The sequence below is a fragment of the Pseudarthrobacter phenanthrenivorans Sphe3 genome, from assembly GCF_000189535.1.
Classification (GTDB): domain Bacteria; phylum Actinomycetota; class Actinomycetes; order Actinomycetales; family Micrococcaceae; genus Arthrobacter; species Arthrobacter phenanthrenivorans.
Map to the genome: position 1 here is coordinate 336,555 of NC_015145.1, position 24,588 is coordinate 361,142.

Consider the following 24,588-nt stretch of genomic DNA (forward strand, 5'->3'; position numbering starts at 1 on the left):
CGGCGTCTAACGGGTATTAGGCCCTGGTTCCCATTCCGGGAGGCAGGGCCTTTTTCCTGCCCAGGAAACTTGCCGCGGCAAGTTGCTCGGCGAGGTAGAACACAAACGGCGGAATGTCCCCGGTTTTCGCAAGGACCACCCCGGACCCCAGAGCCGCGAGGCCGACGGCGGCCGCTTCCTTTTCCTTATCCGGCAGGCCCGCCAGGGCTCCGGACAGCGAGCCCAGGGCGAGCACGTGGAGCCATGCATAGCTGAGGAAGGGCCATCCCGGAAGCCTGCGTTCCGCGAAGCGCTCCAGGTCGGAGGCGCGCACGGCGAGCTGGGAAATAAACAAGGGCGCCCCTGCGGCAAGGGCGACGGCGGCTGTGCCCACCAGCGTCCTCGGCCGGCCGCCCGGGAGGGCCAGGGCCAGGCGTGCGAACGCGGCGGGCATGGCAGCGGTGCCAGCCGCGGCGACGTGCTGCCCTACCACCCATGAGCGCCGTCCCTTGCGGAGCATCGCGAGCCGCCGGCCGGGATCTGGCTCGAGATAGACGCCCGGCACTGGACTAATGCCTGCAAGCCACACAACTCCGGCCGCCACAGCAACTTCCGCCGGACGCCGGGCCCTCTTCACATCCACGTGCAACATGTCTTTGCCTCCCTGGACCCCTTTCCAGGTTATTCCCAAGCCGCGCGGGTTTCCCCTGTGGCGAACACGCTCCACAACCACTGGCCAGCCACGTAGCATCAAAGTACGTCGTAGCTAGGAGTGTGGCGAAATGTTTGAGCGATTTACGGACCGTGCCCGTCGCGTAGTTGTGCTTGCCCAAGAAGAGGCACGCATGCTGAACCACAATTACATCGGTACCGAACACATCCTCTTGGGTCTGATCCATGAGGGTGAGGGCGTTGCCGCCAAAGCTCTTGAGTCCTTGAGCATTTCGCTCGACGGCGTTCGCGAGCAGGTGCAGGAGATCATCGGACAGGGCCAGCAGGCGCCGTCCGGCCACATCCCCTTCACCCCCCGTGCCAAGAAGGTGCTGGAGCTCTCGCTGCGCGAAGCCCTCCAGCTGGGCCACAATTACATCGGCACGGAGCACATCCTGCTGGGCCTCATCCGTGAGGGTGAGGGTGTTGCCGCCCAGGTGCTGGTCAAGCTCGGCGCCGACCTGAACCGGGTCCGCCAGCAGGTGATCCAGCTTCTTTCGGGCTACCAGGGCAAGGAGACCACCGGCGCAGGCGTCGGCTCCGGCCAGCCCGAGGGCGCGCCGGCAGGGTCTGTGGTCCTTGACCAGTTTGGCCGCAACCTGACCCAGGCTGCCCGCGAAAACAAGCTGGACCCGGTGATCGGGCGCGAGCAGGAGATGGAACGCGTCATGCAGGTCCTCTCCCGCCGCACCAAGAACAACCCTGTCCTGATCGGTGAGCCCGGCGTCGGCAAGACGGCCGTCGTCGAGGGCCTGGCCCAGGCGATTGTCCGCGGCGACGTTCCGGAGACCATCAAGGACAAGCAGCTCTACACCCCTGGACCTCGGGTCCCTGGTGGCAGGCTCGCGTTACCGCGGTGACTTCGAAGAGCGCCTGAAGAAGGTCCTCAAGGAGATCCGCACCCGCGGCGACATCATCCTCTTCATCGACGAGATCCACACCCTGGTGGGTGCTGGCGCCGCCGAGGGTGCAATCGACGCCGCCTCGATCCTGAAGCCCATGCTGGCCCGTGGCGAGCTGCAGACCATCGGTGCCACCACCCTGGACGAGTACCGCAAGCACATCGAGAAGGACGCCGCGCTGGAGCGCCGCTTCCAGCCGATCCAGGTCAAGGAACCCTCCGTGGCACACGCCATCGAGATCCTTAAGGGCCTGCGTGACCGCTACGAGGCGCACCACCGCGTGACCATTACCGACGGCGCCCTGGCCTCCGCTGCCAGCCTCGCCGAACGCTACATCTCGGACCGGTTCCTGCCGGACAAGGCGATCGACCTGATCGACGAGGCTGGCGCCCGGTTGCGCATCCGCCGCATGACCGCTCCGCCGGAGCTCAAGGCCATGGACGAGCGCATCGCCAAGCTGAAGATGGAGAAGGAGTCCGCGATTGACGCGCAGGACTTCGAAGGTGCCGCAGCGCTGCGTGACAAGGAGCAGAAGATGATTTCCGAGCGTTCTGAGAAGGAACGCCACTGGAAGTCGGGCGGCATGGACGACATCTCCGAGGTGGATGAGGACCTCATCGCGGAGGTGCTGGCCAACTCCACCGGCATCCCCGTATTCAAGCTGACCGAGGAAGAGTCCTCGCGCCTGCTGAAGATGGAAGACGAGCTGCACAAGCGCGTCGTCGGCCAGGACGAGGCCATCAAGGCACTGTCCCAGGCCATCCGCCGTACCCGTGCAGGACTCAAGGACCCCAAGCGTCCCGGTGGCTCGTTCATCTTCGCCGGCCCCACCGGCGTCGGAAAGACCGAGCTGGCCAAGGCACTCGCGGAGTTCCTGTTCGGTGAAGAGGACGCCCTCATCACGCTGGACATGTCCGAGTACTCCGAGAAGCACACCGTCTCGCGGCTCTTCGGTGCCCCTCCGGGCTACGTGGGCTACGAAGAGGGTGGCCAGTTGACCGAGAAGGTGCGGCGCCGTCCGTTCTCCGTGGTGCTGTTCGATGAAGTTGAAAAGGCCCACGCGGACCTCTTCAACTCACTGCTGCAGATCCTGGAAGACGGCCGCCTGACCGACTCCCAGGGACGCGTGGTGGACTTCAAGAACACCGTGATCATCATGACCACCAACCTTGGTACCCGGGACATCTCCAAGAGCGTTGCCACCGGCTTCCAGTCCGGCACCGATACGCAGACCGGCTACAACCGTATGCGTGCCCGGGTGACCGAGGAGCTCAAGCAGCACTTCCGCCCCGAGTTCCTGAACCGTGTGGATGACGTTGTGGTGTTCCCGCAGCTCACCCAGGACGAGATCATCGAGATCGTGGACCTGTTCGTCACCCGGCTGGAGAAGCGGCTCAAGGACAAGGACATGGGCATCGAGCTCACCAAGGCCGCCAAGGTGCTTCTGGCAACCCGCGGCTACGATCCCGCCATGGGTGCCCGGCCACTGCGCCGGACCATCCAGCGCGAGATCGAGGACCAGCTCTCCGAGAAGATCCTGTTCGGTGAGATCCATGCCGGCGACATCGTGGTGGTGGACGTGGAAGGCGAAGGCGACGACGCAAAGTTCACCTTTGCCGGCAACGCCAAGCCTCGCATCCCGGAGATCGCTCCGAGCGTCTAATTGCATAGTCGGAAGGCCCCGCCAGCTCTCAGAGCCGGCGGGGCCTTCCGTTTTCCCTGGCGCAGCGATACCTAGCCAGCCAGTAGTCCTTGCGCTGGGCCTTTGACTAGCGACGCGGCGACCACTTTCCTGCGACCACAATGATCACATCATCAGTGGTGCGGTACCAGGGCCCGCTTTTCTTCGAGAATCCACAATTAGTGCAACCACGATGACCACCAGCAGAAGAGCAGCAATAAGAATTCCGCGAGGTTTCATGCCCGCAGACTAATTGGCTTCGCGACTGATAGGAGACCATGAGATTGCATTCCAAGTTGGGGTAATCCATCCATTACACCAATTCGTCAAAATGGTGAGCCGCATGCCGCACCTCGATGATTCCCAATGCCCCGCCTGCAAAACAGGACCGACGCAGCCGGAGAGTGTGATGCGCGTCGCCGTGCCTTCTGTTGTGGGGCGGGAAAAGCGTGTTGAATCAGGGACATGGCTAACTTGACCCCGGCGATCCCGGATGAGCAACCTTTGACCCCCTTCCATGATCTGGACCATTACCTGTCGATCCCGCGGGTGAGCGGACTGGCATTGAGTCCGGACGGCACCAGGCTTGTCACCACCGTGGCCACCCTGAACAGTAAGGGCACAGAATTCGGCACGGCTCTCTGGGAGCTGGATCCTGCGGGGCAGAAGCAGGCGCGGCGCATCACGCGCAGCGCCAAGGGTGAGGCGGGGGCGGCGTTCGCGGCCAACGGCGACGTCTACTTCACCTCGGCCCGGCCCGATCCGGAGAGCCCGGACGCCGATCCCGTCAACGCCCTCTGGCTGCTCCCTGCTGGCGGCGGTGAAGCGCGTGTGGTGCTGAACCGGCCTGGCGGCGTGGGTTCAGTCATGACGGCCAAGGCTGCGGATGCCACGTTTGTGGTGGCAGAGGTCCTGGCAGGTTCGGGCAACGAGGAGGAAGACGCCGAGCGGCGCAAGTCGCGCAAGGACAACAAAGTCTCCGCCATCCTGCACAGCGAGTATCCGGTCAGGTTCTGGGATGCAGACCTAGGGCCCGGCCAGCCAAGGATTTTCGCTGTGGAACCGGGCAAGGAGAAGGAACCCGGAAAGCCTGCAACCATCGACGCCACGGCCGAGCTGGTCCTGCGCAACCTCACCCCCGATGCGGGTCCGCGGCTGCGGGAAGCGGAAACCGCGGTGAGCCCCGACGGCCGCACCGTGTACGCCAGCTACACCAAGCCGCTGGCCAAGGCGGACAGCCGCTCCGTCCTGGTGGCCGTGGACGCCGCCTCCGGCAACACCACCGTGCTCCTGGACCACGAGGGCATGAACTACTTTCCCGGCCCGGTCAGCCCGGACGGGAAAACCCTGGTAGTCGTCAGCGAGAGTGACACCACCCCGCACCAGGCGCCCCAGGTCAAGCTGCACCTCCTCGACGTGTCCGCAGATGCTGCGGACGGACTGGATGCGCTGACGCCCCTTGCTCACGACTGGGACCGCTGGGCAAAGCCCGCCGCGTGGCTGCCTGACGGTTCGGCCCTCCTGGTCACAGCGGACGACGACGGCGCGTCGCCAGTTTTCCGGATCAGTGTTCCGGCCTCTGCCGCTGAGGTGAGCGTCACCAGGGTGACCCAGGACGCCTCGGCGTACACCGACGTCGTGGTTTCTCCCGAGGGGCGCAGCGCCTATGCCCTGCGGAGCTCCTACTCCTTTCCGCCCGAGCCTGTGCGCATCGACCTGCGCAGCGGGGAAACCACACGCCTGCCGGCGCCGGCGGAACGGCCCGCCTATCCCGGCAGGCTCGAACGCATCGCAGCCACGGCTGCGGATGGTTCGCGCGTGCCCGCCTATCTTGCCCTGCCGGAGGATGCGTCCGCAGCGTCCCCTGCCCCGATGCTGCTCTGGATCCACGGCGGCCCGCTGGGGTCCTGGAACGCCTGGACCTGGCGCTGGAACCCCTGGCTGATGACGGCCAAGGGCTACGCGGTGCTCTTGCCCGACCCCGCTCTCTCCACCGGCTACGGGCAGAACTACATCCAACGCGGGTGGGGCGAATGGGGGAAAGGGCCCTTCGCTGATCTCATGGCGGTCACCGATGCCGCCGTCGAACGGCCGGACATCGACGCGGAACGGACGGCCGCCATGGGAGGATCCTTCGGCGGTTACATGGCCAACTGGGTGGCCGGCCAGACAGACCGGTTCAAGGCAATTGTGACGCACGCCAGCCTCTGGGCGCTTGACCAGTTTGGCCCCACCACGGATGCATCCCAGTACTGGCTCAAGGAGATGACCGAAGAGATGGCGCTGGAGAACTCTCCGCACCTTCACGTCGAGAAAATCAGCACGCCCATGCTGGTGATCCACGGGGACAAGGACTACCGCGTTCCCATTGGGGAAGGCCTGCGCCTCTGGTACGAACTGCTGTCCAAATCGCAGCTGGCCGCGGACCAGGACGGGCGCACCCCGCACCGCTTCCTGTACTTCCCGGACGAGAACCACTGGATCCTGCAGCCGCAGCACGCGAAGGTCTGGTACGGCGTCGTAGAGAGCTTCCTTGCCCGGCACATCCTGGACCAGGATGTGCCCGTGCCCGCGGAGCTCGGGCTTTAGTCCCAACTAGGATTGCTCTGTGACTGACTCCTTCCATATCCGTCCTGCCCGCACCAGCGATGTTTCAGCCATCAAGAAACTGGTGGCGCCGCTGGCTGAGCAGCGGATCCTGATGGCCAAGGAGACGGTTGCCTACTACGAGAGCCTGCAGGAGTTCCGCATCGCAGAGTCCAGCGACGGCGAGGTCATCGGATGCGGAGCGCTGCACGTCATGTGGGAGGACCTGGCTGAAGTGCGCACCCTGGCCGCTTCCCACGACTGGCGGGGCAAAGGGGTGGGGCACGTCCTGGTGGAGAGCCTGCTGGAGGAGGCGCGTGCACTTGGTGTTGCGCGCGTCTTCTGCCTCACCTTCGAAGTGGACTTCTTCAAGCGCCACGGCTTCGAGGTGATGGCGGACCAGTCCGCAGTGGATCCGGTGGTGTACTCGGAGCTTCTCCGTTCCCACGATGAGGGTGTAGCCGAGTTCTTGGACCTCGCCCGGGTCAAGCCCAACACGCTGGGCAACACCCGCATGATCAAGGTGCTGTAGCGCTCAGCTGAAGAGCGCCCCTCTTGGGGATGACTTTTGGCACCATCCGCCTGACCTGCGAAGACTTGATTTACTCGAATTGCTGGATAAACTGGCTGAGGCCGGGACGGGGGGCCCACAGGAAAGGGACAGTCATTGGGGGCTGTCCCTTTTCTCCGTCCACAGCCGCACCGAATTCCCCGCGGGGACGGCCTACCGCTGTCCTGCCCCCGGTAGTAGGGTCAAAGTGACATTCTCCAGGAAGCAGAGCCAGGAGCACCGCCATGAAGAAACTGATCAATGATCCCAAGGCCGTCGTCGACGAATCGGTGCAGGGCTTCGGCCTGGCCCACGCCGGCCTGGTTACCGTCAGCACGGATCCCACCTTCATCACCCGCAAGGACGCGCCGGTGGGCGGCAAGGTGGGACTGGTCTCCGGAGGAGGCAGCGGGCACGAGCCCCTGCACGCCGGATTCGTAGGGCACGGAATGCTCGACGCCGCTGTGCCGGGGGCGGTGTTCACCTCACCGACGCCGGACCAGATCCTTCCGGCGACCCTTGCAGTGAACTCAGGTGCCGGCGTCGTGCATATCGTTAAGAATTACACCGGCGACGTCCTTAACTTCGAAACGGCGGCGGAGCTTGCCGAGGCCGAAGGGGTGAGCGTCCGGACCGTCCTGGTCAATGACGACGTGGCGGTGGAGGACTCGCTGTACACCGCCGGCCGCCGCGGCGTGGGCGGAACCGTCCTGGTGGAGAAAATCGCCGGTGCCGCCGCCGAGCGGGGTGATGACCTGGAAGCCGTTGCCGCCATTGGCGAGAGGGTCAACGCCAACGTCAGGACCATGGGCGTGGCGCTGTCCGCCTGCACCGTACCCCACGCGGGTTCGCCCAGCTTCGACCTCGCGGAGGACGAGATCGAGATCGGGATCGGGATCCACGGTGAGCCGGGCCGGCACCGCATCCCCATGGAGAACGCAGACGGCATTACCGACCGGCTGCTGGAACCGGTCCTCGGCGACCTTGGCATCGCCTCCGGGGACAGGGTGCTGCTGTTCGTCAACGGCATGGGCGGAACCCCGCTGAGCGAGCTGTACATTGTCTACCGCCGGGCGGCGCAGGTCCTGGCTGACCGCGGCGCCGAAGTAGAGCGGTCGCTGGTGGGCAACTACATCACGTCACTGGAAATGCAGGGCTGCTCCATCTCGGTACTCAGGCTTGACGATGAGCTCACGGAACTGTGGGACGCCCCTGTACACACCGCTGCCCTTCGCTGGGGCGTGTAATGGCGGCACTGGACGTGAACTGGGCAGTCAAGTGGCTGACGCTGTCCGCCCAAGCAATGGCCGAGCAGAGGGTCTACCTGATAGAACTCGACCGCGCCATTGGGGATTCGGACCATGGGGAAAACATGGACCGGGGCTTCCAGGCCGTCCTGGCCAAGCTGGCTGAAGCGCCGCCGGAGACCCCCGGGGCCGCGCTGAAGCTGACCGCCATGACCCTGATGTCCAAGGTGGGCGGAGCCGCCGGACCGCTCTACGGCACGGCTTTCCTGCGCGCAGCCACCTCGCTGGGGGACGCCGCAGAAATCGAGCCTGCGGCCTGGGCCGGCGCCCTGGCCGCTGCCCGTGACGGAATCGTGGCCCGGGGGAAGGCCGAACCGGGGGACAAGACCATGGTGGACGCCTGGACCCCGGCGGCAGAAGCCGCACAGAAGGCGGCGCAGGACGGCGATGTCCTCGCTGTCCTGGTGGCCGCAGCCGAGGCAGCCGAAGCAGGCGCCGTTGCAACGGACCCCCTGGTTGCCCGCAAGGGACGCGCCAGCTACCTGGGGGAGCGGAGCGCCGGCCACCGGGATCCGGGTGCTGCGTCGTCCGCCATGATCCTCCGCGCAGCAGTGGGGGCAGCTGCGTGACAGTCACCATCGTGGTTGTTTCCCACAGCGAAAAAATTGCCGACGGCGCTGCCGAACTTGCCGCCCAAATGGCGCCCGACGTCGAGGTCCTCACCGCAGGCGGCACCACCGACGGCAGGATCGGCACCAGTCTTGAAAAGGTCATGGCCGCACTGGACAAAGCAGGGAGCGGGGGCACCGTGATCCTGACAGATTTGGGGTCCGCGGTGATGACGGCCGAGTCGGCGCTGGAGTTCGTCGAGAACCCCGAAGAGATGGTGCTGGCGGATGCGCCCCTGGTGGAGGGCCTGGTGGCGGCGGCGGTTGCCGCCCAGGGCGGCGCGGACATGCACGCGGTCAAGCACGCGGCGGAAGCCGCGGGCGGGCAGGCAGGCCAGTCCGGTGACTCCCCGCTGAGTGCGGTCCAGGGAGGTGCCCGTGCAGGCGGCGTGCCCGACTGCACGGGGGACTTTGAGCTGGTCAACCAGGCGGGCATGCATGCGCGCCCCGCTGCGAAGATCGCAGGCGGCCTCTCTGCCCTGGACGCCGAGGTGAAGGTCAACGGGGTGGACGGCGCCTCCATGACCGGACTCATGACCCTGGCGGCAGGCAAGGGCTCCGTGCTGCATGTGGAAGCGTGGGGTGCCGACGCCGAACGCGCCGTGAACTACGTGGGCGGCCTGGTGCAGGCGGGTTTCGGGGAGCCGTAAACCGCCCGCTCTGGGCCGATGCAACGGTGCAATTCGGTACCGGCGGTGTGTTCGCGGAGGCCGCAGCCGCTCCTGCGCATATGCTCGATGCCATGGAACGGCCCCAGCTCGAAAGCACCTCCGCGGATATTGAAGTACTGGACGGGCAGACGTCCGTGGAGGAACTCCTCGCGGATTTGGGCTTCGAATGGCGGCACACTGCCCACGCCGGGGAGGGCGCTCCCGGAGCCCCGGAGAATGACGCCTTCAGCCAGCCGGCGCTGTTCTAGAAGCGGGTCAGCTCCGGTTGTGGAGTCCATCAGCATCGAGTTCCACTGACGCTGTGATGAAGCGACCACACTGCTCGCCGAAGGGATAATCGGCCCTGGGGCGGAACTCGATGGTCCGGACCGGCAGCGCCGTCCCGTCCGCAACCGTTCCGGAAACCGTCACCATCATCGGGGATTCAGTCAGGGTTTCGAGCCACAACTGCCCCACCTTGGTGCCGTTGGGTGACGCCGTGGCGGAACACACCCCTTCATCGCAGCCCTGGTCGATCGACGTACTCCCCTCCCGAAGCTCCACGTCGTCCTCCGTGCAGGAGCCGTCCTGGCATGCCTTCAGGTGCAGGGCCGCAACCTGCGGAGCGTAGTCCGCCGGCACCGTCACCGAGACGGCCGTGGCTTGGGCGATGGCAGGGCAGGGGGCCGCGCCGGGGCCGGGACCGCAGGCTGAGGCGAGTCCCGCCGTCGTAATCAGTGCCAAAAGCAGCCGCTGCCTGCGCATACTTCAGCGTAGGACGCTGTTCCGGCGCAGCACCCGCCCAGCCTGAACTGATGCCTGCATTGTTATGGCCCTGCCGGCAATGACAGCCAAATGGTAATCGGCAATCCTCAGTCCACCGGGAAGACGCTGATGAACCACAGGGAGGCCAGGGCAAAGACGGCGAAGAACGGGACCGCGCATCCAAGCGTCGTGCGCGGGTTGGCCGAAACCTGCCGGGAGTCATTGGGGTTGGCCGGGTTGTAGGCCACCTCGAGGGAGGTTCCCAGTATGGGTTTGCCGGCGGACGAAACCTCCGATTCGCCGGCAAACAACGTGCCCTGCGGATCAGTGAACTGGTAGGTCGGGAAGAAGCGCCGGCGCCGGCTGGAACGGCCGCCGCCGTTCGTCCAGCCCGCCACGCTGCCGGTGACCGTGGCCTGGACCTTGGGCCACGATGCGACGAGTTGCTCCTCATGCCGGGTTTTGCGGACTGCATGAACCACCGCGAAGACGGCGGCCACCACGAACAGCGCCCACACAATGTAGAGAATGATTTTCATGGCTTCCCCCGGTTCCAGTCACCAAGAAGTATGCCAGCCGGCGCAGCGTCTGCTCTGGCGCACGTTAGGCAGGAAGCCGGTATCCGCCGTCGTGCAGTTCCGCCAAACCGTCCGCAAGCAGTCCAGCCAGTGCCCGCTCCAGCTGCTCCGGGGCCGAGTTGAGGCGGTGGAGGGCAGCGAGCGGCACGCCGATTCCGGCCGGCGCGAACCCCAGGTCCGCGGGCTCGTGATGGAACATCTCGGCGGGCACGGGCTCCTCGGCAAGCCTCAGGACAGCAACTACCGCGCCGCGGACCTGGCGGTCGGTGCCGTGCCAGGCCTGGCCTTTAGGGATGTACGACGGCGGCGGCTCGCCTGCCGCGCGCCAGGCACAGAGGTCGTTGACCGGGCAGGCGCCGCACTTGGGTGCCCTTGCAGTGCACAGGAGCGCCCCGAGTTCCATGACCGCTGCGTTCCACCGGACAGAAGGGGCGTCGGCAGCCGGCAGGAGCGAGGCTGCCAACCGCATTTCCGCCGCGGTCAGGGCTGGGGCGGGGAGGGCTGTTCCTGAAACCAGCCGGGCGTGGACGCGCCGGATATTGGTATCCACCACGGTTTCCCGCCGGCCGTAGGCGAAAGCTGCCACCGCTGCGGCCGTGTAGCTGCCCACCCCGGGGAGGGCCAGCAGCTCCGTGTAGGTATCCGGGACCTTACCCTTGTGCTTTTCAGTGATGGCTGCGGCGGCGGCATGAAGCCGGAGTGCCCGGCGCGGGTAACCCAGCCGGCCCCACGACCGGACGGCTTCGCCTGCCGGCTCTCCCGCGAGCCCTGCCGGGGTGGGCCAGCGCTCCAGCCATTCGTGCCAGACGGGAAGCACCCGGACCACGGGCGTCTGCTGCAGCATGATCTCACTGACCAGGATGCCCCAGGGCGAACAGTCCGGCTCACGCCAGGGGAGGGGGCGGGCCGTTTCGGCGAACCAGGCGTTGATCCGCTCGTGCAGCGTGTTGAGTTCCGCGGTCCCTCCGGCGGGGCCTGCGGGGCCGGCAGGAAGCGCGGAAAAGGCGGCAGTGGAGGATGCAGTGTCGATGCCAACACTGTAATGGATGTGTTCCGGCCGGATGAAAACCGGATGTGACCAGATCGTTGGCGGCGCGGCGGCGTGGTGGTTAGCAGATGCGGGGCAGTTCCCTAGCCTAGAAGTATGGGCAGGGAAGGCAATTCATCAGCACGCGGCGGGGCACCGGCATCCGGTTCCACCGCCGTCCGCAAGCCAAGTGCGGCAGTGTACCGCCGCCGTCGGCTGTTTGTGGGCGGGGCGCTTCTGTTGGTCATCGCGCTGGTGACCGCCTTCGCAGTTGCCGGTGCATTCAGCGGAAAGTCGGAGCAGGCTTCCTCCACGGACCCCACGGCCGGGGCGACGGCGCCTGCCGGACCTTCGGACGGCGCGTCGCCATCTGCATCCGCGTCGGAACCTGCCGTCACGCCCACACCGTCGGCAACGCCTGGATGCAACCAGAACCTGGTGACTGTTTCCGCGTCAACGGACAAGGCAGCATACGGGCCAGGGGAAAACCCGATGCTTACGCTCAAGGTAACCAATGGCGGCACCATGCCCTGTGAAGTCAATATCGGCACCTCCCAAATGGAGTTCCTGGTGACCAGCGGGGCAGACCGGATCTTTTCATCCCGGGACTGCCAGGCCAAGAGCGAGGACCTGGTGAAGGTGATCGCACCGGGTGCCAGCGAAACAGCCAACTTCCCCTGGCCCCGCAACCGGAGCGTCGAGGGCTGCCAGCCGGTGGAGGCCAAGCCGGGCGCCGGCGGCGCGTACTACATTTTCACGGCAAGGCTTGGCTCCAAGGCCAGCCCGAAGGCCGTTTTTCAGCTCCTCTAACATCGACTGCTCCGTAGATGCCGTTTTCAGCCTCCAAAAGGACGAATACGGAGCAACCGATGGAGGTTAGAGGAAACGGTCCAGCAGGCTTGCTTCCGCCATCCGGCTGAGGCCCTCGCGCACGGTCCGCGCGCGCTGGTCGCCGATGCCGTCCACCGTCATCAGGTCGTCGATGGTCGCGGCCATGAGGAACTGCAGCCCGCCGAAGTGGTCAACAAGGCGGTCCGCTACAGCTTTCGGGACTGCCTTGAGCCCGGACAGCAGGCGGTAGCCGCGGGGCTGGACCACGGCATCAAGATTGGCTTCGCCGCCCGCGAATCCTACAATCCCGGATATCTTGCCCAGGTCGATGAGCTCGGTGGGGCCCAGGTTCACCAGCGCGCTGACGGCTTTCTCGATGTCCTCTGCGGAGGCGTTGGGGCTTGCATAGTCGCGGATGATGACGTCGCTGCCGGGGCCCCTGCCCACCGTCAGCTCGTCGAGCTGGAGCGAGAGGAGCCTGCCGTCCTCGCCCAGTTCCAGGACGTACTGCGAAATTTCCTCGGAGATGCGGCGGACCATCTCCTGGCGCTGCAGCGTCACGGCCACGTCCCGGACCGTCACCATTGCTTCGATTTCCAGTGCCGAGAGCGAGCTGGTGACCTGGTCCAGGCGCGAGCGGTAGCGCTCAAGGGTGGCGAGGGCCTGGTTTGCGCGGGCAAGGACCTTCTCCGAGCCCTCCAGGACATGGCGCAGGCCGTTGACGTACAGCGCGATAATCTGCATGGACTGGCTGACGGAGATGACGGGCACGCCGGTCTGGATGGCTACGCGTTCGGCTGTGCGGTGCCGGGTGCCGGACTCCTGGGTCTCGATGCTGGAATCGGGGACCAGCTGGACGGCCGCGCGGAGGATGTTGCCGGCGTCCTTGTCACAGATGATGGCGCCGTCCATTTTGGCGAGCTCGCGGAGGCGGGTCGGTGAGAAGTCGATGCCGATGTCGAAACCGCCGGAGCAGATGGAGTCGATGGTGCGGTCCGAGCCCAGGACGATCAGCGCTCCGGTCCGTCCCCGCAGGATCCGCTCGAGGCCGTCGCGGAGGGGAGTGCCGGGAGCCACCCTGCCCAGGGTTGCCCTGAGTGATTCTTCGGGGCTCCGCGCCATAGATGTTCCCTTCAAAGGTGCGGACCGCCGCCCGCAAGAATGCCGGCTTCAGCAGGTTGCCGGCAGGACCAGAAAATGCTCTGTTTCCCGCAAGCTCAATGATAGGGGTAAGGAATGCCGTCTTCCGCACCAGCAAGCCCTAAAGTGCCCCGTTAGGGGGTGTGGCGGAAGGGCTCAGGAACGCGTTCGACGGCGGGCGGCAGCAGGGCATTTTGCGGCATCTCGCGTTGCTGTCCCGCCCCGCCCGGGACGCCCGGAGCCGCTCCCGCCCCCGAGCCTGCGACTCGTGATTTCGTTTTCGACGCGCGCGTTCGACTGCGCGGCCCGTATTCCCGGTGCGTCAACGAATATGCGGGTCGGAACTGAATAAGGGCGTCGCAGGTACGCGCAACTTCAGCACGGGCATTTCGTTCCTGCTTACTCAGCGCTTCCGCTCCCGCAGCATCCGCTCCAGATCGCGGCTCACCTTGGACAGCGAGGCGGCCCGGAGCGCCTTTTGCTCGGCGGGAGTCTGGGTGCCACGCCGCGGGCGCTCAACTGCGTTCCCGCGCGAATCAGGATCCTGCACCCTGGCGGGTGCCAAGCCCGTGGCCAAGGGATCGAAGAACAGGTTGCCGGAAAAAGAAAGACCCTGCACTGCCGCTCAGATCCTTTCAGCGTGGCGCAGGTGGCATTCGCGCGCGGGGTTGCCGAAGGTGATCATGCGGTCACGCTAACCGGAAGTCGTTTCACGGCCTTGAACGTCCGGTTTCACGGGCGTTAAGCGGACTCCGCGGCCGGTTTGGAGCCCTGCGATAAACTGGAACCTGGCTGTTTGCCAGCCCGATTCTTGCAGGCCCCCACGCCGCAGTGCCTCAAAGGCAGCGCCGGGCAGTCCCAACCGCAGCGAAAGTAGCACCGTGTCCCAAGATGTCCTGACCCCCGCCCGGATCTCCGGTATCCACAAAGAGGCGGGCCGGCGCCGGACCTTTGCTGTCATCTCCCACCCTGACGCCGGCAAGTCCACCCTCACCGAGGCGCTGGCCCTGCATGCGAAAGTGATCGGCACGGCCGGAGCCTCCAGCGGCAAGGCCAACCGCAAGGAGACCGTGTCCGACTGGATGCAGATGGAGAAGGACCGCGGCATCTCCATCAGCTCGGCGGCGTTGCAGTTCTCCTACCGGGACACCGTCATCAACCTCCTGGACACCCCCGGCCACGCCGACTTCTCGGAGGACACCTACCGGGTGCTGGCCGCCGTCGACTGCGCTGTGATGCTGGTGGACGCCGCCAAGGGCCTGGAAACCCAGACCATGAAACTTTTCGAGGTCTGCAAGCAGCGGAACCTGCCGATCATCACAGTCATCAACAAGTGGGACCGGCCCGGGCTGGACGCGCTGGCCCTGATGGACGAAATCACCGAACGCACCGGCCTGCAGCCCATGCCCCTGACCTGGGCCGTGGGGATTTCCGGCGACTTCCGCGGCGTCTGGGACCTGCGCAACGACCGCTTCGCCCGGTTCCAGCGCAACAATGCCGGTGCGCAGATCGCCCTCACGGAGTACTTCACGCCGGAGGAAGCCGCCGAAAGCCAGGGCAGCAACTGGACTGACGCCGTGGATGAAGCCGGCCTGGTGATCGAGTCGAACCTGGAGTTCGACGTCGAGGCCTTCCACGCAGGCAAGGCCACCCCCATCCTGTTCAGCTCCGCCGCCCTCAACTTCGGCGTCAAGGAACTGCTGGACGCCCTGGTGGACTTCGCCCCGCCCGCAGCTCCACGCCCGGACGTTGACGGCAACCCGCGGCCCGTTGAATCCCCGTTCTCCGGCTTCGTTTTCAAGGTCCAGGCAGGCATGAACAAGGCGCACCGGGACCACGTGGCCTTCATCCGTGTCTGCTCCGGTGTCTTCGAGCGCGGCATGGTGGTTACGCAGACCCGCACCGGCAAGTCGTTCGCCACCAAGTATGCCCAGCAGGTGTTCGGCCGGGAACGCGAAGTGATCGACGAGGCCTACCCGGGCGACGTCGTGGGCCTGGTCAACGCGTCCTCCCTCCGCGTGGGGGACAGCCTCTTCCTTGAGGGCCCGGTGGAATACCCGGCCATCCCGCTGTTCGCCCCTGAGCACTTCCAGGTGGCGCGCTCCAAGGACCCCAGCAAGTTCAAGCAGTTCCGCCGCGGCATCGAACAGCTGGAACACGAGGGCGTCATCCAGGTGCTCCGCTCGGACGTCCGCGGCGACCAGGCTCCGGTGCTTGCCGCCGTCGGGCCCATGCAGTTCGAAGTGGTGGAGGACCGCATGGCGCATGACTTCAGCGCGCCCATGCGCCTGGAGCGCCTGCCCTACTCCCTGGCAAGGATTTCGACGGCGGACGCCATGCCTGCGCTGGCCAATGTGCCGGGCGCTGAGGTGCTTTTGCGGTCCGACGGCGAATACCTCGCCCTGTTCAACGACGTCTGGGCGCTCCGCCGCATTGAAAAGAACCACCCGGACCTCACCCTCGTGCCCATCGGCACGCACAACCCCCGCAAAGTAGGCCGACATGACCGCATCACAACCGCGCGCGCTGGTCACCGGCGTCGGGACCATAAATCCGCTGGGTGCCTCGGTGCCCGAAACCTGGGCCGAGCTGACTGCCGGCAAGTCCGGCATCGCCCCACTCGAGGAAGCGTGGGCTGAACAGCTGCCGGTGAAGATGGCCGGACAGGTTACTGCCGACCTTTCCGGGCATTTGAGTACCCGCGAGATGAAACGCATGGACCGCTGCGGACAGCTCGCACTCATTGCCGCCCGGGAAGCCTGGAATCAGGCGGGGGCCCCTGAAGTGGACCCCGAGCGTTTCGCCGTGGTGATCGGCTCCGCGTATGGCGGGCTCGGTTCCACCATCGAACAGGACCGGACCCTTGCCGAATCCGGACCCCGAAAGGTTTCGCCGCATACCCTCACCAGGCTCATGGTCAACGGGCCCGCGGCCTGGGTCTCCATCGACCTCGGTGCCCGTGGCGGCGCCCGGACGCCGGTGAGCGCGTGTGCCTCCGGGGCTGAGGCGATTGTCCAGGCAGCCGAGATGATCCGCTCAGGAGCGGCCGACGTGGTGATTGCCGGCGGTGTGGACGCCTCTGTGAATGACCTGGTGATCACCGGGTTCTCCCAGATCCGCGCGCTGTCCACCCGCAACGAAGATCCGCAGCGGGCATCGCGCCCGTTCGACGGCGGACGTGACGGATTTGTGCTGGCAGAGGGCGCCGGGATTGTGGTGCTCGAGAGCGAAGAGCACGCCCGCGCCCGCGGCGCCGAAGTGCTGGGCGCGGTTGCCGGTGGATCGGTGACCTCCGATGCGAACGATATTGTTGCCGCCGATCCCGCCATGCAGCGACGGGTGATGCAGAAGGCCCTCGAATCCGCCGGCATGGCCGCCGAAGACATCGGCTTTGTGCACGCCCACGCCACGTCCACCCCCGTGGGCGACAGGCTTGAGGGGCAGGCCATCAATGCCATCTTCGGCTCCGGCATTCCCGTCACCTCCACCAAGGGCCACACCGGCCACCTGCTGGGCGGCGCCGGCGCGCTGGCCGCCGTCGTGGTGGTGGAAGCGCTCCGCACCGGAATGCTTCCTGGAACCCTCAACGTCCAGGAACTGGACCCGGAAGTGCACCTCAATGTCGTCACCGAAGCCGTCCGCCACCTCCCGCCGGAGAACGCCCCGGCCGGGCTGGTGAACGCCTTCGGCTTCGGCGGGCACAGCGTTGCTTTGGTGATCACCGGCGCCTGACTACGCCAGAACGCCGGAACCGGTGCCTGCACGGTAACGTCCCCGGTATCGACGGCCGGTTCTGCGCTGCGGCGCTCCTTGAGGAAGTACACCAGGCCAGCGGCGATGGTCGAGGCGGCGGCCAGCGCGAACAGGCCCGGAATGACGCTGCCGGTCTGCTCCTTGATGATGCCGAAGCCGAACGGCGCCACGAAGCCGCCCAGGTTTCCCAGCGAGTTGATGATGGCGATGGCCGGGGCCAGCACCATGGGGTGCAGGCCTGACTGCGGGATGGTCCAGAACAGCGGGGATGCGCTCTTGAAGCCCATCGCGGCGATGGCCAGGAACACCAGCGCCATCACCGGCGACGCGATGGCTGCCGCAAAGGTTCCGACGGCGGCGACCAGCAGGGCAACCGCCAGCAGCGGCTTCTTTGACCTGGCCTTGTCCTGCAGCTTCGCCGCGAAGTACATGGCGAATACGGCACAGACCCAGGGGATGGAGGAGAGGAAACCGACAGTGAGGTCGGTGGTGCCGGGGATCTGCTTGATGATGCTGGGGAGCCAGAACGTGTTGGCGTAGATGGACAGCTGCACGGAGAAGTAGATGCCGCACAGCAGCAGGATCTGCGGGTTGAGCAGCATCTTCCAGCGGTTCACCTTGCCGCCCCCTGCCGGGGTGTGCTGCGCGTCCTCAGCAGCGATGGTGCGGGTCAGGGCGTCCTTTTCCGCGGCGGAAAGCCATTTCGCGTCCTTGATCCTGGCATCCAGGACAAAGAACACTGCGAAACCGACCACCACAGACAGGGCGCCCTCAAAGCCGAAGAGCCACTGCCAGCCGCGCAGGCCGAGCGCGCCGTGGAGGCTGAGGAGCATGCCGGCGATGGGGCCGGAAATTGCGGCGGCAATGGAGGAGCCGGCAATGAAGATCGCAGTGGCCTTGCCGCGTTGGCCTGCCGGGACCCAGCGGGCGAAGTAGAAAATGACGGCGGGGAAGAAGCCGGCCTCGGCGGCGCCCAGCAGGAAGCGCAGCACGTAGAACATGGTTTCGTTCTGCACGAAAGCCATCAGGAAGGAGACCGTGCCCCAGCTGACCATGATCCTGGTCAGCCATACTTTGGCGCCGTACTTTTCCATCATCACGTTGCTTGGGAGTTCGAAGATGGCGTAGGCGATGAAGAACAGTCCCGCCCCAAACCCGTAGGCGGCGGCACCGATGCCCACATCAGCCTGCAGGTGGTCCTGCGCGTAACCGATGTTGGAGCGGTTGAGCTGGTTGCAGACCAGCATCACCAGCATGATGGGCAGCACGCGCTTGAAGAACTTCTTCGTGGCCGAGGCCACGTCCGAGACAGCATTGTCCACAGACATCATTGAATGTTTCCTTAGGGGATTGGATAACGCAGGCCGGCTGCAGGGCCCGGCACAACGCAGTGGGGCCGCTCACGGCGACCCCACCACTTTACTGGACTGCAGCCGGCATAATTTGCCAGGCGCAGTTGCTAGCGGACCAGGCAGGGCCGCTTGGGGTCGAAGGACCAGCCGTCGATGTAGTACTGCATGCCGATGCTGTCGTCACGGGCGTCGAGGCCGTGCTCCAGGTACAGCTGGTGCGCCTTGTCCAGGGCGTCCCGGTCCAGTTCGATGCCCAGGCCGGGCTTGTTGGGGACTTCGATGGCGCCGCCCCTGATCTGCAGCGGTTCCTTGGTCAGACCCTGGCCGTCCTGCCAGATCCAGTGCGTGTCCAGGGCGGTGATTTCGCCCGGGGCGGCTGCGCCGGTGTGGGTGAACATGGCCAGTGAGATGTCGAAATGGTTGTTCGAGTGCGAGCCCCACGTAAGGCCGAACTCGTGGCACATCTGCGCGACGCGAACTGAGCCGTGCATGGTCCAGAAATGCGGATCCGCCAGCGGGATGTCCACGGCGTTGCTCCGGATGGCGTGGGACATCTCCCGCCAGTCCGTGGCGATCATGTTGGTGGCAGTCTTCAGTCCGGTGGCGCGGCGGAATTCGGCCATCACCTCGCGGCCCGAGAACCGTCCTTCGGCACCGCATGGATCCTCGGCGTAGGCCACCACGCCCTGCATCCGCTTGCCCAGCCGGATGGCTTCGTCCAGGAGCCAGCCGCCGTTGGGATCGAGCGTGACCCTGGCCTCCGGGAAACGCTTGGCGAGGGCAGTGACAACGTCCACTTCGTCGTCACCGGAGAGCACGCCGCCCTTGAGTTTGAAGTCGCTGAAGCCGTAGCGTTCCTGGGCCGCCTCGGCGAGGGCGACGACGGCTTCCGGGGTCATTGCCTCCTGGCGGCGGAGCTTTTCCCACCGGTCGGCAGGTGCGTCCTCAACGAGGTAGGGCAGGTCGGTGCGGGCGTGGTCGCCGATGAAGAAAAGGTAGCCGAGCATCGGCACCGAGGTGCGCTGCTGTCCGTCGCCGAGCAGTTCAGCGACAGGGACGCCGAGGAACTGGCCGTGCAGGTCCAGCAGCGCCGACTCGACGGCAGTGACAGCATGGACCGTAGTGCGCAGGTCGAAGGTCTGCAGGCCGCGGCCCCCAGCGTCGCGGTCGGCGAACCCAGCGGCAATCTCACGCAGCAGCGAACGGTAGCGTGCCACCGGTTTGCCGCTGATCAGGGCGCCGGCTTCCTCGATGGTGGTGCGGATCTTCTCACCGCCGGGCACCTCGCCAAGGCCGGTGCGGCCGTGGGAATCGGTAATGATCACCACGTTGCGGGTGAAGAACGGGCCGTGGGCGCCGCTGAGGTTCATCAGCATGCTGTCGTATCCGGCAACCGGAACAACTTCGATGCGGGTGATGGTGGGCTGCGTGCTCATGCGCCGACCTCTGCTTTCTGTGCAGCGGGAACCACGTCGCCGTTGATCCGGCGGTTGAGGTGCCAGGGGTTGGTGTCCTGGAGCGGCTGGGGGAGGAGCTCCTGGGGGATGTTCTGGTAGGCGACAGGCCGGAGGAACCGGTTGATCGCCAGGGTACCCACCGAGGTGCTGCGGGAATCGGAGGTGGCGGGGAAGGGGCCGCCGTGGACCATGGCGTGGCCTACTTCGACGCCGGTGGGCCAGCCGTTGACGATGATGCGGCCCACTTTCTGCTCCAGGACCGGGATCAGGGGTGCCGCCGTCGGATAATCCTCTTCGGCCAGGTGCAGCGAGGCGGTGAGCTGGCCTTCGATCCGTGCCGCGGCGTCGAGGAGCTCTTCGGTGGTGTTGTAGCGGATCACCAGGGAGGCGGCGCCGAAGATTTCCTCATGCAGGACGTGGTTGGTGACGAAGTCGCGGACCTGGGTGCCGAAGATGGTGGGGGCCGGAGCGTTCCGGGTGGCGCCTTCCAGGCCTTTTCCGATCAGGTCAACGCCTGCTGCGCTGCCCAGTGTTTCAGTTCCGGCGTTCCAGGATCCGGCGATTCCTTCGGTAAGCATGGTCTGCCCGGAGCAGGCGGAAACAGCGCGTGCGACGGCGGCTGCGAGTTTGTCCCCTGCCTCGCCGGCGGGGGCGAAGAGGAGGCCGGGGGAGGTGCAGAGCTGGCCGGAGCTGCCGGTGACAGCGGTGACGTACTGCTGCGCGAGTGCGTCGATGTGTTCGGCGGAGCCGTTCAGGGCGCCTTCGAAGACGAAGACAGGATTCAGGGAGGACATTTCGGCATAGACCGGAATGGGTTCGCGCCGGGCGGCGGCGGTCTTCATGAGGGCGATGCCGGCAGCCTGGGAACCGGTGAAGCCCACGGCCTTGATGTGCGGGTCCGCCACGAGAGCCTGGCCGATGCTCGCACCGGGGCCGTAGACCAGGGAGAACACGCCTGGGTGCAGGCCGGAGTCCTTCACGGCCTTGACCACCGCGTGCCCCACCAGTTCCCCGGTGCCGGGGTGGGCGTTGTGTGCCTTGAAAATGACCGGGCAGCCTGCGGCGAGGGCTGAGGCGGTGTCCCCGCCCGCCGTTGAGAACGCGAACGGGAAGTTGCTGGCACCGAACACGGCCACGGGACCGAGCGGGATCTGGCGCTGGCGGATGTCCGCGCGGGGCAGGGGGGAACGGTCCGGGATGGCCGGGTCGATGCGGACGCCGCGGAAGTCGCCCTGGCGGACCACATCGGCGAAGAGCCGCAGCTGCCCGGTGGTGCGGGCCCGTTCGCCCTGCAGCCTTGCCGCAGGCAGCCCGGTCTCCTGGCCGGCGCGGATGATGAGTTCCTCGCCGATGGCCTCGATGTTGTCCGCGATGGCTTCCAGGAAAGCGGCGTGGGTTTCCGGATCCAGCGTGCTGAACGACGGGTAGGCCTCAGCCGCCGCGGCCGTGGCGGCCTTCAACTGGTCCGCTGTGATCAGCGAGTAGGCGGGGTCCAGCTGTTCATTGGTGGCCGGGTTGAAGCCGAAGGCCGTTTTGCCTTCGCCGACGACGGTCTGTCCGGCGATCAGGGAGTGTCCGGTGAGGGTCACGATGATTACTCCTAGGAGAGGGGATCAGGGACGGTCAGGAAACGCTGGCGATCAGGGCCTCGAGGTCGGCAAGGTCCTGCTCTGCGAGGTTCTGCAGCGGTGGGCGGACAGGTCCGGCCGAGCGGCCGATGGCGTCGAGGCCGCCCTTGACGATGGAGACAGAGTAGCCCTTCACCCGGTCCCGGATGTCCAGATAGGGGATCACGAAGTCGTTCAGCTTCTTGTTGACGGCCACGCGATCGTTGTTGCGGACGTCCCGGTAGAAATCCAGGGCGAACTGCGGAACGAAGTTGTACATGGCACTGGAGTAGGTGCTCATGCCGAGCTGGAGCAAGGGCAGGGCAAAGGTCTCGGCTGTGGGGAGGCCGCCCAGGTAGAAGAGCCGGTCTCCGAGCTTGGCGTAGACCCGGGCGTCGTGCTCGAGGTCGCCCACGCCGTCCTTGAAGCCGATGAGGTTTTCATGTCGCTCTGCCAATGCGGCAACGGTGGTGTCCTTGTAGATGGCGTTGGCGCGGTTGTAGATGATGACGCCCAGGGAGGTGGCGCTGCAGATGGCGCTGACGTGTTCGATCAGCCCCTCCTGGTCGGCTTCGGTCAGATACGGCGGCAGCAGGAGGATGCCCTCCGCCCCCGCGGCTTCGGCGGCCTTGGCGTTCTCGATTGCCTGCATGGTGGACCCGCCGGCCGAGGCGAGGACGGGCACCTGGCTTCCCACTTCATCGACGGCGGTCCGGACAACGTGCGCGGATTCGGCCGGGGTGAGGGAGAAGCCCTCGCCCGTGCCGCCTGCCGCGAACAGGCCGGCCACCGGGAAACTCGCCTGCCACGCCAGGTGCTTGCGGTAGTTCTCCTCGTCGAACTGCAGCTCTGCGTCGAACGAAGTGACAGGAAAGGACAGCAGGCCTTCCTTGAGGGTGTCCGCCAGTTCCTGGGGTGAGTACTTTGCCACGATGTGGTCCTCCGGTGTGTGTGCCGCGGGCGGCGGGGTGATGATTCCTTCCCAGCGTAGGAGCGGTGCTGATGCCTGTCTAAGTGCACTTTTGTATGTATTGATACCTTTGAGGCATAACTGCCCCCGGCACGGGTTACTCCATGGAGAACTCGAGGTCGCGCAACAGGCGTGCCAGCGCGGGGTTGGTGATCCGGCGGTTCCATAAAGCGTGCAATTCCACCTGCTCCTCGTTGCCCACGCCAAGCGGCAGGAACTCAACGCCCTTAATGCCCAGCAGTGTGGCTGAATGGGGGACGAAGGCCAGACCCCTGTTGGCGGACACCAGGGACACCATGGTGAGGATCTGGCTGACCGTGTGCACAACGTTGGCATGGCGTATTGGCAGCATGCGGACCACGAGGTCGTAGAAATAGCGGGCCTGGGTGGGGGAGTGCATGATCAGCGGCTCGTCCTCGAAGTCTTCGGCCGTGATGTCCCGGGCGAGCAGGGTCAGCGGGTGGCCGGTGGGAGCGGCCAGCACCAAGGACTCCCGGTACAGCAAGTGGGAATCGAAGGTCTCCCTGTCGAAGGGGGGCCGGGCTAAGCCGAGATCAAGCTCGCCGGTCAGCAGGCCATTCAACTGGTCGCCCGTCACGAGTTCCTGCAGGTCGATGTCCACATCCGGGATGATCCCGGAAAGCTCCTCCAGCAGGGGGCCCAGGATGCTGAAACCACTCGCCGCGGTGAAGCCGATACGGAGCACGCCGGAGCGTCCGGAGGCGATGCGCCTTGCAGTGCCGGGGGCCCGTTCGGCGAGCGCCATCAACCGCCGGGCCTCGTCCAGGAACGCCTGCCCTGCAGAGGTCAGTTCGACTTTGCGGTTGTCCCGCTCCAGCAGTTCAGCGCCGACTGTTTTTTCAAGTTTTTGGATTTGGCGGCTCAGCGGGGGCTGGGTCATGTTCAGTCGCTCGGCTGCACGTCCAAAGTGCAGTTCCTCGGCGACGGCAATGAAGCCTGCCAGTTGGTCGAATGTAAACATGATGCCCTCCGGGTATCACTTGATGCAGTTTTGGGCTTAGACAGGCATCATAACTGCTCCCTACACTCGACAAAGCGAATCGGGGTGACCCGGTTCACAGATTGTCCGGACCCCGCCCGGAGACTTAACGAGGAGTTCCAATGAAGCACTTCCCCACCCGCCGCACCATCCTGGGAACGGCGTCGGCCTTCACCCTGCTGGCGCTGACCGCCTGCGGCGGCAATGTTGCCGGCGGTGCCGCCCCCGACGCGTCCAAGTACCCCGCCGGCCCGGTCACCCTCACTGTCGGCCAGGCTGCCGGCGGCAGCACCGACCTGATTGCGCGCGCACTCGCTGAAGGCGCCGCCAAGACCCTCGGCGCACCGATGCCGGTAGTAAACAAGCCGGGCGCAAACGGGGCGCTGGCAACCAAGGAAGTGGCAGGCAAGCCCGCCGATGGCCAGGAGCTCGTGCTGCTCAACGCTTCCCTGATCACCATCACGCCCTTGGCTGTCTCCGCTGACGAAGCCGTCAACATCGACGATCTCGACATCATCGCAGGGCTGTCCCAGGACGACTACGTCCTGGTTGCCAGCGGCCAGTCGGGTTTCAAGAGCTTCAAGGACGTCACCGATGCCGGCCGGAACGTCACCTTTGGCACCACCGGTGTAGGCACCGGCAGCCAGCTGGCCCAGACTGTCCTGTTCAAGCAGGCCGGCGTCCAGGGCACCGATGTTCCGTTTGACAGCGGTAAGCCGGCGCTGACCGCGGTACTCGGCAACCAGGTGGAACTTGCCACTATCCAGCTTGGCGAGGCCATGCCGCAGATTGAAGCCGGAAAGGTGGCACCGCTGCTGGTCTTCTCCGAAGAGCGCAACGCCTTCCTTCCTGACGTCCCTTCCGCGAAGGAAGCGGGCTACGACGTGCCCGTGGCCCAGTACCGTGCCGTGGCAGCCCCCAAGGGAACCCCGCAGGACGTGAAAGACAAGCTGCTCGCCGCGTTCCAGGAAAGTTTCAAGACCGAGGCGTACCAGGAGTTCAACAAGAAGAACCTGCTGACGCCCAAGGAGATCTCCGGTGAGGAAGTCACGACGCAGTGGAAGGACTACGCCGCGAAATACAAGGAACTGGTGGAGAAGAACGGCATCAACCTCGGCGGAAACAAGTAACAGC

The 24,588-nt window shown here is 65.8% G+C and carries 20 protein-coding genes and 2 pseudogenes; 11 read left to right on the plus strand and 11 right to left on the minus strand.

Annotated elements, in window-relative coordinates:
• Positions 1-16 precede the first annotated feature (16 nt).
• On the minus strand, positions 17-631 hold the full coding sequence (locus ASPHE3_RS01580) for a hypothetical protein (protein WP_013599478.1): 615 nt from the start codon (positions 629-631) through the stop codon (positions 17-19).
• Positions 632-761: 130 nt separating this feature from the next.
• Between ASPHE3_RS01580 and ASPHE3_RS01585 the strand changes: the two are divergent.
• The 7 genes and pseudogenes from ASPHE3_RS01585 (at position 762) to ASPHE3_RS01615 (ending at position 9,243) form a co-directional block, all read left to right on the plus strand.
• Positions 762-3,255: pseudogene (locus ASPHE3_RS01585) on the plus strand (ATP-dependent Clp protease ATP-binding subunit).
• 483 nt (positions 3,256-3,738) lie between these two features.
• The gene (locus ASPHE3_RS01590; RefSeq protein ID WP_041651851.1) at positions 3,739-5,862 is read left to right on the plus strand and encodes a S9 family peptidase; all 2,124 of its coding nucleotides are present in this window, start codon (positions 3,739-3,741) and stop codon (positions 5,860-5,862) included.
• A gap of 19 nt (positions 5,863-5,881) precedes the next feature.
• Positions 5,882-6,391: an amino-acid N-acetyltransferase gene (locus tag ASPHE3_RS01595; protein WP_013599480.1), complete on the plus strand. Its 510-nt coding sequence runs from the start codon at positions 5,882-5,884 to the stop codon at positions 6,389-6,391.
• Positions 6,392-6,654: 263 nt separating this feature from the next.
• A complete protein-coding gene (gene dhaK, locus ASPHE3_RS01600; protein ID WP_013599481.1) occupies positions 6,655-7,656 on the plus strand; it encodes a dihydroxyacetone kinase subunit DhaK in 1,002 nt (333 codons plus the stop codon).
• On the plus strand, positions 7,656-8,285 hold the full coding sequence (dhaL, locus tag ASPHE3_RS01605) for a dihydroxyacetone kinase subunit DhaL (protein ID WP_013599482.1): 630 nt from the start codon (positions 7,656-7,658) through the stop codon (positions 8,283-8,285). Before dhaK ends, dhaL begins: the two co-directional genes overlap by 1 nt.
• A complete protein-coding gene (gene dhaM / locus ASPHE3_RS01610; RefSeq protein WP_013599483.1) occupies positions 8,282-8,974 on the plus strand; it encodes a dihydroxyacetone kinase phosphoryl donor subunit DhaM in 693 nt (230 codons plus the stop codon). The genes dhaL and dhaM overlap by 4 nt, the downstream gene beginning before the upstream one ends.
• Positions 8,975-9,000: 26 nt before the next feature.
• Positions 9,001-9,243, plus strand: coding sequence for a hypothetical protein (locus tag ASPHE3_RS01615; RefSeq protein ID WP_013599484.1), 243 nt, complete (start codon positions 9,001-9,003; stop codon positions 9,241-9,243).
• A gap of 7 nt (positions 9,244-9,250) precedes the next feature.
• On the opposite strand, the gene ASPHE3_RS01620 is transcribed toward ASPHE3_RS01615, so the two are convergent.
• The 3 genes from ASPHE3_RS01620 to ASPHE3_RS01630 form a co-directional block, all read right to left on the minus strand.
• On the minus strand, positions 9,251-9,739 hold the full coding sequence (locus ASPHE3_RS01620) for a hypothetical protein (protein ID WP_013599485.1): 489 nt from the start codon (positions 9,737-9,739) through the stop codon (positions 9,251-9,253).
• 107 nt (positions 9,740-9,846) lie between these two features.
• Positions 9,847-10,278 carry a DUF3592 domain-containing protein gene (locus ASPHE3_RS01625; RefSeq protein WP_013599486.1) on the minus strand — a complete coding sequence of 144 codons (432 nt, stop codon included), beginning with the start codon at positions 10,276-10,278 and terminating at the stop codon, positions 9,847-9,849.
• Between the two features lie 64 nt (positions 10,279-10,342).
• On the minus strand, positions 10,343-11,161 hold the full coding sequence (locus tag ASPHE3_RS01630; RefSeq protein ID WP_013599487.1) for an HhH-GPD family protein: 819 nt from the start codon (positions 11,159-11,161) through the stop codon (positions 10,343-10,345).
• Between the two features lie 300 nt (positions 11,162-11,461).
• Here ASPHE3_RS01630 and ASPHE3_RS01635 point away from each other — a divergent pair, with 300 nt between their 5' ends.
• Positions 11,462-12,154, plus strand: coding sequence for a hypothetical protein (locus tag ASPHE3_RS01635; protein WP_013599488.1), 693 nt, complete (start codon positions 11,462-11,464; stop codon positions 12,152-12,154).
• Positions 12,155-12,220: 66 nt separating this feature from the next.
• Here ASPHE3_RS01635 and disA read toward each other — a convergent pair whose 3' ends face one another.
• Together disA and ASPHE3_RS01645 are read right to left on the minus strand one after the other, a co-directional pair.
• Positions 12,221-13,297, minus strand: coding sequence for a DNA integrity scanning diadenylate cyclase DisA (disA, locus tag ASPHE3_RS01640; protein WP_013599489.1), 1,077 nt, complete (start codon positions 13,295-13,297; stop codon positions 12,221-12,223).
• A 421-nt stretch (positions 13,298-13,718) separates the two neighbouring features.
• Entirely contained in the window at positions 13,719-13,934 is a 216-nt protein-coding gene (locus tag ASPHE3_RS01645; protein WP_013599490.1) for a hypothetical protein, read from the minus strand.
• 262 nt (positions 13,935-14,196) lie between these two features.
• Between ASPHE3_RS01645 and ASPHE3_RS01650 the strand changes: the two genes are divergently transcribed.
• Positions 14,197-15,954 carry a peptide chain release factor 3 gene (locus ASPHE3_RS01650; RefSeq protein ID WP_013599491.1) on the plus strand — a complete coding sequence of 586 codons (1,758 nt, stop codon included), beginning with the start codon at positions 14,197-14,199 and terminating at the stop codon, positions 15,952-15,954.
• Positions 15,884-17,047, plus strand: a complete 1,164-nt coding sequence (locus ASPHE3_RS21350; protein WP_254363103.1) for a beta-ketoacyl-[acyl-carrier-protein] synthase family protein — start codon at positions 15,884-15,886, stop codon at positions 17,045-17,047. The genes ASPHE3_RS01650 and ASPHE3_RS21350 overlap by 71 nt, the downstream gene beginning before the upstream one ends.
• A gap of 194 nt (positions 17,048-17,241) precedes the next feature.
• On the opposite strand, the pseudogene ASPHE3_RS01655 reads toward ASPHE3_RS21350, so the two are convergent.
• From ASPHE3_RS01655 to ASPHE3_RS01675, 5 genes and pseudogenes are all read right to left on the minus strand, one after another.
• A pseudogene (locus ASPHE3_RS01655) lies at positions 17,242-18,399 on the minus strand (MFS transporter); the annotation flags it as partial.
• A gap of 128 nt (positions 18,400-18,527) precedes the next feature.
• Positions 18,528-19,856 carry an enolase C-terminal domain-like protein gene (locus tag ASPHE3_RS01660; RefSeq protein ID WP_013599493.1) on the minus strand — a complete coding sequence of 443 codons (1,329 nt, stop codon included), beginning with the start codon at positions 19,854-19,856 and terminating at the stop codon, positions 18,528-18,530.
• Positions 19,853-21,466: an aldehyde dehydrogenase (NADP(+)) gene (locus tag ASPHE3_RS01665; protein WP_013599494.1), complete on the minus strand. Its 1,614-nt coding sequence runs from the start codon at positions 21,464-21,466 to the stop codon at positions 19,853-19,855. The genes ASPHE3_RS01660 and ASPHE3_RS01665 overlap by 4 nt, the downstream gene beginning before the upstream one ends.
• A gap of 34 nt (positions 21,467-21,500) precedes the next feature.
• Positions 21,501-22,415: a 5-dehydro-4-deoxyglucarate dehydratase gene (kdgD, locus tag ASPHE3_RS01670; protein WP_013599495.1), complete on the minus strand. Its 915-nt coding sequence runs from the start codon at positions 22,413-22,415 to the stop codon at positions 21,501-21,503.
• A gap of 136 nt (positions 22,416-22,551) precedes the next feature.
• Positions 22,552-23,436, minus strand: a complete 885-nt coding sequence (locus ASPHE3_RS01675; protein WP_013599496.1) for a LysR family transcriptional regulator — start codon at positions 23,434-23,436, stop codon at positions 22,552-22,554.
• 140 nt (positions 23,437-23,576) lie between these two features.
• Between ASPHE3_RS01675 and ASPHE3_RS01680 the strand changes: the two genes are divergently transcribed.
• A complete protein-coding gene (locus tag ASPHE3_RS01680) occupies positions 23,577-24,584 on the plus strand; it encodes a Bug family tripartite tricarboxylate transporter substrate binding protein (protein WP_013599497.1) in 1,008 nt (335 codons plus the stop codon).
• Positions 24,585-24,588: the final 4 nt, after the last annotated feature.

Coding starts and splice junctions, on each gene's coding strand:
- dhaL (WP_013599482.1), top strand. CDS start 7,656: ATGGCGGCACTGGACGTGAACTGGGCAGTCAAGTGGCTGACGCTGTCC.
- ASPHE3_RS01625 (WP_013599486.1), bottom strand. CDS start 10,278: ATGAAAATCATTCTCTACATTGTGTGGGCGCTGTTCGTGGTGGCCGCC.
- disA (WP_013599489.1), bottom strand. CDS start 13,297: ATGGCGCGGAGCCCCGAAGAATCACTCAGGGCAACCCTGGGCAGGGTG.
- ASPHE3_RS01635 (WP_013599488.1), top strand. CDS start 11,462: ATGGGCAGGGAAGGCAATTCATCAGCACGCGGCGGGGCACCGGCATCC.
- ASPHE3_RS01580 (WP_013599478.1), bottom strand. CDS start 631: ATGTTGCACGTGGATGTGAAGAGGGCCCGGCGTCCGGCGGAAGTTGCT.
- dhaK (WP_013599481.1), top strand. CDS start 6,655: ATGAAGAAACTGATCAATGATCCCAAGGCCGTCGTCGACGAATCGGTG.
- ASPHE3_RS01660 (WP_013599493.1), bottom strand. CDS start 19,856: ATGAGCACGCAGCCCACCATCACCCGCATCGAAGTTGTTCCGGTTGCC.
- ASPHE3_RS01680 (WP_013599497.1), top strand. CDS start 23,577: ATGAAGCACTTCCCCACCCGCCGCACCATCCTGGGAACGGCGTCGGCC.
- ASPHE3_RS01620 (WP_013599485.1), bottom strand. CDS start 9,739: ATGCGCAGGCAGCGGCTGCTTTTGGCACTGATTACGACGGCGGGACTC.
- ASPHE3_RS01590 (WP_041651851.1), top strand. CDS start 3,739: ATGGCTAACTTGACCCCGGCGATCCCGGATGAGCAACCTTTGACCCCC.
- ASPHE3_RS01630 (WP_013599487.1), bottom strand. CDS start 11,161: ATGCTGCAGCAGACGCCCGTGGTCCGGGTGCTTCCCGTCTGGCACGAA.
- ASPHE3_RS01675 (WP_013599496.1), bottom strand. CDS start 23,436: ATGTTTACATTCGACCAACTGGCAGGCTTCATTGCCGTCGCCGAGGAA.